The organism is Clostridium gallinarum (assembly GCF_014836325.1).
In the GTDB taxonomy this organism is placed as follows: domain Bacteria; phylum Bacillota; class Clostridia; order Clostridiales; family Clostridiaceae; genus Clostridium; species Clostridium gallinarum.
Genome location: NZ_JACSQZ010000091.1, coordinates 1 through 7,183 on the forward strand (window position 1 = coordinate 1; position 7,183 = coordinate 7,183).

At 25.2% G+C, this 7,183-nt stretch carries 9 protein-coding genes; 7 read left to right on the forward strand and 2 right to left on the reverse strand.

The features are described from left to right. Positions 1 to 77: 77 nt before the first annotated feature. Positions 78 to 518, reverse strand: a complete 441-nt coding sequence (locus tag H9660_RS15285; RefSeq protein WP_191751247.1) for a hypothetical protein — start codon at positions 516 to 518, stop codon at positions 78 to 80. 65 nt (positions 519 to 583) lie between these two features. Beyond that, on the reverse strand, positions 584 to 976 hold the full coding sequence (locus H9660_RS15290) for a PadR family transcriptional regulator (protein WP_191751248.1): 393 nt from the start codon (positions 974 to 976) through the stop codon (positions 584 to 586). A 162-nt stretch (positions 977 to 1,138) separates the two neighbouring features. On the opposite strand from H9660_RS15290, the gene H9660_RS15295 reads away from it, so the two are divergent. The 7 genes from H9660_RS15295 to H9660_RS15325 form a co-directional block, all read left to right on the forward strand. Then, the gene (locus H9660_RS15295) at positions 1,139 to 1,327 is read left to right on the forward strand and encodes a hypothetical protein (RefSeq protein WP_191751249.1); all 189 of its coding nucleotides are present in this window, start codon (positions 1,139 to 1,141) and stop codon (positions 1,325 to 1,327) included. Positions 1,328 to 1,427: 100 nt separating this feature from the next. Then, positions 1,428 to 1,754 (forward strand): hypothetical protein, encoded by a 327-nt coding sequence (locus H9660_RS15300; RefSeq protein ID WP_191751250.1) that lies wholly within the window; start codon positions 1,428 to 1,430, stop codon positions 1,752 to 1,754. Between the two features lie 74 nt (positions 1,755 to 1,828). Beyond that, entirely contained in the window at positions 1,829 to 2,764 is a 936-nt protein-coding gene (locus H9660_RS15305; RefSeq protein ID WP_191751251.1) for a hypothetical protein, read from the forward strand. A gap of 103 nt (positions 2,765 to 2,867) precedes the next feature. Continuing rightward, the gene (locus H9660_RS15310; protein ID WP_191751252.1) at positions 2,868 to 4,376 is read left to right on the forward strand and encodes a DUF1846 domain-containing protein; all 1,509 of its coding nucleotides are present in this window, start codon (positions 2,868 to 2,870) and stop codon (positions 4,374 to 4,376) included. A 104-nt stretch (positions 4,377 to 4,480) separates the two neighbouring features. Further along, complete coding sequence (locus tag H9660_RS15315) at positions 4,481 to 6,145, forward strand: ribonuclease J (RefSeq protein ID WP_191751253.1); 1,665 nt, start codon at positions 4,481 to 4,483, stop codon at positions 6,143 to 6,145. A gap of 59 nt (positions 6,146 to 6,204) precedes the next feature. Further along, positions 6,205 to 6,933 (forward strand): HAD-IB family hydrolase, encoded by a 729-nt coding sequence (locus H9660_RS15320; protein WP_191751254.1) that lies wholly within the window; start codon positions 6,205 to 6,207, stop codon positions 6,931 to 6,933. A gap of 62 nt (positions 6,934 to 6,995) precedes the next feature. Beyond that, positions 6,996 to 7,183 (forward strand): hypothetical protein (locus H9660_RS15325; protein WP_191751255.1); only part of this gene is annotated, 188 nt, incomplete at its 3' end.

The window sequence follows — 7,183 nt, forward strand, 5'->3', positions numbered from 1 at the left end:
ATATACGCATTAAAAACCTACTAAGAAGATTAAATTTGTAATTCTTATAGTAGGTCTTTCTATTTATAATTCATATATTAAAATAGATATATTGTAGATAATCTAAAGTATCCATTTTTTTCAATTCTTAAATACCATTTTATTTTATTTGATTTAGATATTAATGAAGGGTTTGATATTTTATCATAAGTTACGCAACATTTTGGATAAATTATTTTATAACAATTTAAGCTATTTAGTATTATATAAATTGAATACTCATAATCAGTACAAAGATAATTTAACGTTGACAAATAAACTTTTAATAAATTTTTTTCTTTTGATGAATTACATTTATATATTTCTCTTGTTTTAATATTCTCTAGAAACACAGATATATCACAAATATCATCAAAATAGATATTTTGAAAATATAAGTATAAGATATCATCTTTTAAATTATAAGAATAAATAGGTTCTTCAATTGAGTTTAAGTAATTTAAATTAAATATATCTAAATTTTTAAAAGTATCTTTCATAACTTACTCCTTATAAATTACATATAAAATATAATATTTAAGGATATATAAAAAGATGATAGTATTTAATTATTTTTTAAAATTTCAATCATTAAATCAAGAGTAGCTTTTGTTTTATTTAGGTTATCTATATAATCAGCAATATGATTTTTATAGTATTCTATTCCACTATCTGTAATTGAATAAATCTTTTTGCTTCTTTTATTTAAAAATTCATCTCCACTCCAAGAGCTTTTCACATAACCTTTTAATTCTAAATCGTATAAAGTTTCATATATAGTACTTGAAGATACAGGAAAAGGTAAGGAGGTAGATGAGAATCTTTTTTTAAATTCCTCCAAAACTTTGTTTCCGAAAATGGTATTTCCTTTAGATAATTCTTTAAGAATATAAAAAGTATAAAGCATTTTAGAGTTAACCACATTTCTTGGTGCTACAAGCCTATTTCTTTTTTCCATATAAAAACCTCCTTTTAATAAATAGTAACATAAATAAAACATACCTACAATATCAATATAATCTTATATAAAATACTCGTAAATGATATAAAAATAAATAAAGAACAAAAAGAATACACAAGGAATACTATATATTATACAAAAGAGTAGGAGTTGATAAACATGTCAAGGAGATCATCCTGCAATAATTGCTGTTGTAGAAATAATTGCTGCTACAGAAGTAACTGTGGTGGAGGTTGTGGTTTTGGAGGTGGCTGTGGCGGAGGCTGCGGTTTTGGTGGTGGCTATGGTGGAGGCTGTGGTTTCGGATTTCCATTATTATGGTTATTTTTACTAGGTGGTTGTTGGTAATAAGTAGTAAAAGGATGCAGATAATGCATCCTTTTGTATTACATAAAATTATATACTGAAATACTAAAATTATATGGTAAAATAATGATGAGGTGAAAATATGATTGAAAATAAATGTTTTTGTGAAAAGTGTCGTAGAATTCAACCTATTATAATTAATAGTAAAATTGATACTAAAGAATTTAATATTGGTAAAATATCCTATAATAAACTAATAGGAAAATGTATGATATGTAATGAGGAAGTTTATTCATTGGAATTATCTAAAAAAAATAAGAATGAACTTAGTAAAAAAATTAAAGAATTAGAAGATGAAATGACAATATTAAAAATAATAGAAGATAGTAAGTCAGGCGTTTTAAGTATTAAAGATGGAGATAAAAAATTTCTAAAGGAATTAGAGAATATTTTACATAAAAAAAAATAAAGATAAATTGGTTATTAAAAGATAGTTATATTAATATAATATTGTGTATAGCATGAATTCCTAGGAGGAAAATAGTGTTAGATTTACTTGTTTATTTAGACGAGTTACTAATAAAAAATTTAAATTCATTAGCGCTAAATGGATATATAGATATAAGAACTTATAGAAGAATTCGAGATACAACAATAGGTGGTAATGCTAGGTTAAGTGATAGAAGTTCAAAAGGGCTTGATTATAAAAATCAAAAAGATAAAATCGAAGGTTATAAGAGTAAACATAATACCTGTGAAGAGCATTATCAAGATGGAGGAGAAAGAAGCTTAGGATTTGAGGGACGAGATTTTGATAGAAGAGAACAAGAGATAAAAAAGATTAGTACAGTCTTTACACTACACAATGATTTATTGAGTAATATGTATAATAATAAAAATGTTATAAATGCTATTAATTTTAAATCTATAGAGGACCATAATTTAAAAGTTGGAGATTACTTAGAAATAACTGGATGTGTTCAAGAAACATCTATACCATTGTACATAGATACATTAATAGAAAGTATAAATTGTTATGGTATTGATTTTTTAAACTCTTTCATTGAAAAAGAAAATTTAAAAGGATTGGATTTTGGGATAATTTCTCGTCTTTTAGAAGGATTAAGAGTTAAAATAACAAGAAATGGAACTACTGATTTAGTACTAAAAACTAAAGATACATCCTTATTATTAGCAATAAATGAAAATAATTTTGTTAATAATGGATATAATACTTTTGATTTTGTTCAGTGTTCATGTAAAATATTTGGTAAAGTAATGATGATAAAAAATGATAATGCTAAATGTATTAGCCTTTTAAGAAAATCTTCTCAAGAGGAATACTATCAAAAAGTTTTAGAATCTATAGATCCATATTTAGATTTATTAAGAACTAGAAATATAATTCTACCTAAAAAGCCACAATGTGATATTACAGGAAAAATGATAATGATTTTGCCAATAAGCATATGTATATAAACTATATTATATGCTTATTTTTTTGGGTAGAAACAGATAAATTAATGATGTATAATTAATATTTAGAATATTAACTTTAAGAATAAAGAAGAGAGGCAATAATATGAAAATAGGATTTGATCATAAGAAGTACTTAGAAGAACAGTCTAAATATATTTTAGAAAGAGTTAATAACTATGATAAATTATATTTAGAATTTGGTGGAAAACTAATGTTTGATTTACATGCTAAGAGAGTTTTACCAGGTTTTGATGAAAATGCAAAAATAAAATTACTTCAAAAATTAAAGGAAAAAGTTGAAGTAGTTATATGTGTTTATGCAGGAGATATAGAAAGAAATAAAATTAGAGGAGATTTTGGAATTACTTATGATTTAGAAGTACTAAGATTAATTGATGATTTAAGATCTTATGAATTAGATGTAAATAGTGTTGTTATTACTAGATATGATGGACAACCAGCTACTACAGTTTTCATAAATAAACTTGAAAGAAGAGGAATTAAAGTTTATAAGCATAAAGCAACAATGGGATATCCAACAGACGTTGATACTATTGTTAGTGATAAGGGGTATGGTCAAAACCCTTATATAGAAACATCTAAACCTATAGTAGTTGTTACTGCACCAGGTCCTGGAAGTGGAAAGCTTGCTACATGTTTAAGTCAATTGTATCATGAAAATAAAAGAGGAAATATTGCAGGGTATTCAAAATTTGAAACTTTCCCTGTTTGGAATGTTCCTTTAAAACATCCATTAAATATAGCTTATGAAGCCGCAACAGTTGACTTAAAAGATGTTAATATGATAGATTCATTCCATTTTGATGCATATAATAAGGTTGCAGTAAATTACAATAGAGATATTGAAAGTTTTCCTGTTTTAAAGAGAATAATAGAAAAAATAACAGGAAAAGAATCTATTTATAAGTCTCCTACAGATATGGGAGTTAATAGAGTAGGCTATGGAATAATTGATGATGAAGCTGTAAGGGAAGCATCAAATCAAGAAATTATAAGAAGATACTTTAAAACTATTTGTGAATATAAAAAAGGCTATGTAGATAAAGAAATTGCAGATAGAGCTAAATTAATAATGGAAGAATTGAATTTAAAAGAAAGTGATAGAGAAGTTGTAATTCCAGCTAGAGAATATGCTATAAAGAAAAGAAATGAAAATAATAAAAGTGAAATTTCTTCAGTAGTAGCTTTAAAACTGAATGATGGAACTATAGTAACAGGAAGAGGTTCAGATATTATGGATGCTCCAGCTGCTGTTATATTGAATTCTATTAAATATTTAGCTAATATATCTGATGAGATACATTTAATTTCTCCAGTAATATTAGAACCAATACAAAATTTAAAATTTAAAACATTAGGAATTAAAAATACAGTTTTAAATTGTGAGGAAATATTAATAGCATTAAGTATATGTGCTGCTACTAATCCAACAGCTCAAGTTGCATTAGATAAATTATCATATTTAAAAGGATGCCAAGCTCATTCAACAACTATAATATCAAATAGTGATGAGCAAACATTTAGAAGATTAGAAATAGATATAACTTGTGATCCTGATTATCAAAGTGAAAATTTATATTATAATAATTAATGATAGTCTCCTAGAATAACTCTAGGAGATTTTTTCTTTAACTTTTTTTAATTTAAATTTGTTTTTTTGGAAATACTATTCTTAGTAAAAGAGGAGGTTTTTCAATGAATAAAGATAGATTTGTAAAAATTATTCCGTTAGGTGGAGTTGGAGAAATAGGCAAAAATATTACTGCAATTGAAACTCAAAATGAAATTTTAGTAATAGATTGTGGAATAGCATTTCCAGATGAAGAAATGTATGGAGTAGATTTAATTATTCCTAATATATCCTATTTAAAAGAAAATGAAAAAAAAGTTAGAGGATTTTTTATAACACATGGTCATGAGGATCATATAGGGGCTATACCTTATATATTAAAACAAATAAATGTGCCTATTTATGGAACAAAATTAGCTTTAGCTATAATAGAAAATAAGATTAAAGAACATAAATTAGAGGATACAACTGAGTTAATAGTTATAAATCCAGATGATAAAGTCGATTTTAAAGAAACAAGTGTAGAGTTTATTCAAAGTACCCATAGTATAGCTGAATCTTGTTGTATATCAATAAAAACTCCAATGGGAGTTATTTTTCATACAGGAGATTTTAAAATAGATTTAACACCTATAGATAATAAAGTAATTAATCTAGATAGAATTTCAACTATTGGAAAAGAAGGAGTATTATTACTTATGGCTGATAGTACGAATGTCGAAAGAAATGGGTATACAATGTCAGAAAAATCTATAGGAAATACTTTTAATAGAATTTTTAGAGGTGCTAAGGGAAGAATTATTGTAGCAACCTTTGCATCTAATATTCATAGAATGCAGCAAATAGTTAATGCATCCTTAGAAAATCATAGAAGAATTGCATTTTCAGGTAGAAGTATGGAGAGTATTTCTAAATTAGCTTTAGAGCTTGGTTATTTACACATACCAGAGGATATGATTATAGAAATCGACGATATAAATAATTATAGTAATAATAATATAACTATAATAACAACGGGGAGTCAAGGAGAACCTATGGCAGCGTTAGCTAGAATAGCCTTTGGTAATCATAGAAAAATTAAAATAGAAAAAGATGATTTATTTATAATCTCCGCTTCTCCAATTCCTGGAAATGATAAATTAATATCTAAAGTTATTAATGAGTTATTTAAAAAGGGAGTGGAAGTAATATATGAAGATTTAGAAGAGGTTCATGTTTCAGGTCACGCATATAAAGAAGAATTAAAATTAATACATAGATTAATTCATCCTAAATATTTTATGCCAGTACATGGTGAGTATAGGCATTTAAAGCATCATAAAGATTTAGCTTTAGAACTTGGAATGGATAATAAAGATATATTTATATTAGAAAGAGGAGATGTTTTAGAAATAAATGATGAAAGTGTTGGAATAACAGGAAAAGTAACTGCTGGAACTATTTTAGTAGATGGATTAGGAGTAGGAGATGTTGGTACTCTAGTACTTAGAGATAGAAAACATTTAGCTCAAGACGGATTAGTTAATATAGTGGTAACTATTGAAAAAGAAAGCTATAGTATAATTGCAGGACCAGATATTATAACTAGAGGATTTGTTTATGTAAAAGAGTCAGAAGAATTAATAAATGAATTAAAAGAAATATCAGAAAGTGAATTACAAAATTGTTTAGATGAAAAAATATTAGAATGGTATTTAATAAAAGCCAATATTAAAAAAGCATTAGAAAAGCATATTTATGATAAAACCAAAAGAAGACCAACTATTATACCAATAATTATGGAAATTTAATAAAAATGTTATATAATATATAATAAAATAATAAATATATATAAAATGGAGGGGTTTTAATGAAAAAAATAGCAGCATTTTTTGATATTGATGGAACAATATATAGAGAAGGATTAATTACCGAAGTTTTTAAAAAAATAATAAAATATGAATTAGTAAATGAAAACAAATGGTACAATGATGTAAGACCATCATATTTAAAATGGGATAAAAGACAAGGAGATTATGATACTTATTTGCTTAAAATGGTTGATGTTTATACAGAAGCTATTAAGGGGCTAGATAAGTTTCATATTGATTATATAGCTAGAAAAGTAATAGAGCAAAAGGGAGATAGAGTTTATACTTTTAGTAGAGAAAGAATTAAATGGCATAAAGAACAAGGACATATTGTTATTGCAATATCAGGATCTCCTAGTGAACTTGTAAGTGAAATGTCTAAAAAATACAATATGGATGATTTTAAAGGTACAATTTATAAATTGAATGAAGGGAATACTTATACTGGAGACGTTATTCCTATGTGGGATAGTGAAAGTAAATTATCTGCAATAAAGGAATTTGAAGCCAAGTATAATATAGATTTAAGTAAAAGTTATGCTTACGGAGATACTTCCGGAGATATTACTATGTTTAAATCAGTAGGTATTCCATATGCTATTAATCCAACAAAAGAATTATTAGGTAAAGTAATGGAAGATAAAGAAATAAGAGAAAAAATAAAAGTTATAGTTGAACGTAAAGATGTTACATATAGCTTAAATGTTGATTGTATTGATTTAATTTAAAATAGACAATATACTTCTTAGATTATATAATATTAAAGAAATATTATTTTAAGGAGAAGAATATGCTAACTATAGATGATAAAGTATTAGAAGAAAAAATTAAGCAATTAAGAAAAGCCATTGAAATAGTAGGAGGTAAAAATTTTCTTGATGAAATAAAAGATAATGAAAATTTATCAAGATATATTTTAAATAATTCCTTTAAAGGTGATAAAATAATATTTGAAATAATGGAAATAGAATATTCTAT

Coding starts and splice junctions, on each gene's coding strand:
- H9660_RS15315 (WP_191751253.1), top strand. CDS start 4,481: ATGAATAAAGATAGATTTGTAAAAATTATTCCGTTAGGTGGAGTTGGA.
- H9660_RS15295 (WP_191751249.1), top strand. CDS start 1,139: ATGTCAAGGAGATCATCCTGCAATAATTGCTGTTGTAGAAATAATTGC.
- H9660_RS15290 (WP_191751248.1), bottom strand. CDS start 976: ATGGAAAAAAGAAATAGGCTTGTAGCACCAAGAAATGTGGTTAACTCT.
- H9660_RS15320 (WP_191751254.1), top strand. CDS start 6,205: ATGAAAAAAATAGCAGCATTTTTTGATATTGATGGAACAATATATAGA.
- H9660_RS15300 (WP_191751250.1), top strand. CDS start 1,428: ATGATTGAAAATAAATGTTTTTGTGAAAAGTGTCGTAGAATTCAACCT.
- H9660_RS15310 (WP_191751252.1), top strand. CDS start 2,868: ATGAAAATAGGATTTGATCATAAGAAGTACTTAGAAGAACAGTCTAAA.
- H9660_RS15285 (WP_191751247.1), bottom strand. CDS start 518: ATGAAAGATACTTTTAAAAATTTAGATATATTTAATTTAAATTACTTA.